The sequence below is a fragment of the Streptomyces sp. NPDC006544 genome, from assembly GCF_040611715.1.
Taxonomy (GTDB): Bacteria; Actinomycetota; Actinomycetes; order Streptomycetales; family Streptomycetaceae; genus Streptomyces.
The window spans coordinates 1-1139 of sequence record NZ_JBEXOV010000236.1 but is presented as its reverse complement, the minus strand read 5'-3'; the positions used below and the strand labels follow the sequence as shown (position 1 = coordinate 1139).

General features: G+C 64.7%; 1 protein-coding gene. It reads right to left on the bottom strand.

What is annotated here, in order from left to right; translation table 11 throughout:
• The gene (locus tag ABZY44_RS37760; protein ID WP_356662085.1) at positions 1-1083 is read right to left on the bottom strand and encodes an IS630 family transposase; all 1083 of its coding nucleotides are present in this window, start codon (positions 1081-1083) and stop codon (positions 1-3) included.
• Positions 1084-1139: the final 56 nt, after the last annotated feature.

The window sequence follows — 1139 nt, the reverse complement described above, 5'->3', positions numbered from 1 at the left end:
CTAGTGTTCTGAGTCGGGAATTCTGTTCAGATAGCTGGCGAGGCGTTCGAGGATCTCGTCTGCGGTCTTGGTCCAGATGTAGGGCTTGGGGTCGGTGTTCCAGGCGGCGATCCAGTCACGGATGTCCTTCTCGAGGGCCTGGACGGACTTGTGGACGCCTCGCCGTATCTGCTTGTTGGTGAGTTCGGCGAACCATCGCTCGACCAGGTTCAGCCAGGACGACCCGGTCGGGGTGAAGTGCAGGTGGAACCGGGGGTGGCCGAGCAGCCACTTCTTGATGTCCGGGGTCTTGTGGGTGGCGTAGTTGTCGCAGATCAGATGGACGTCCAGGCCTGCCGGCACTTCCCTGTCAAGCTTGACCAGGAACTTCTTGAACTCCTCGGCCCGATGGCGGCGGTGCAGGGAGCCGATCACCTTGCCGGTGGCCACGTTGAGTGCGGCGAACAGGGTGGTCGTGCCGGCCCGGACGTAGTCGTGCGTTGACCGCTCCGGGACCCCGGGCATCATCGGCAGCACCGGCTGGGACCGGTCCAGGGCCTGGATCTGCGACTTCTCGTCCACGCAGAACACCAGCGCCCGCTCGGGCGGGTCCAGATAAAGACCGACGACATCGTGGACCTTGTCGACGAAGTACGGGTCGGTCGACAGCTTGAAGGTCTCCGAGCGGTGCGGCTGCAGGCCGAACGCCCGCCAGATCCGTGAGACCGAGGACTGGGACAGGCCCATTTCCTTCGCCATCGACCGCGTCGACCAGTGCGTCGCGTTCTTCGGCTTGGACTCCAAGGTCCTGGTGACCACTGCGGCAACCTGCTCGTCCGTCACCGATCTGGGGCCGCCGGAACGCGGCATGTCTCCCAGGCCCGCGATTCGGTACTGCACGAAACGGGCCCGCCAACGGCCGACCGCCTGAGGCGTTGATCCGAGACGGACAGCCACGTCCTTGTTCGAGACACCCTCGGCGCAGGCCAGGATGATCCGGCACCGCAAAGCCCACGCCTGCGGCGTGGAACGACGCCGCACCCACCCCTCCAGTGCGGCCCGTTCCTCGTCCGACAGCGTCAACTCGGCCTTCGGCCGCCCCATCCGAGCCATAGGCTAAGCCTACACATCTGAACAGAACTCAAGACTCAGAACACTAG

Bases quoted from the DNA above. Each gene is read 5' to 3' on its own strand.
- ABZY44_RS37760 (WP_356662085.1), bottom strand. From the start codon at position 1,083: ATGGGGCGGCCGAAGGCCGAGTTGACGCTGTCGGACGAGGAACGGGCC.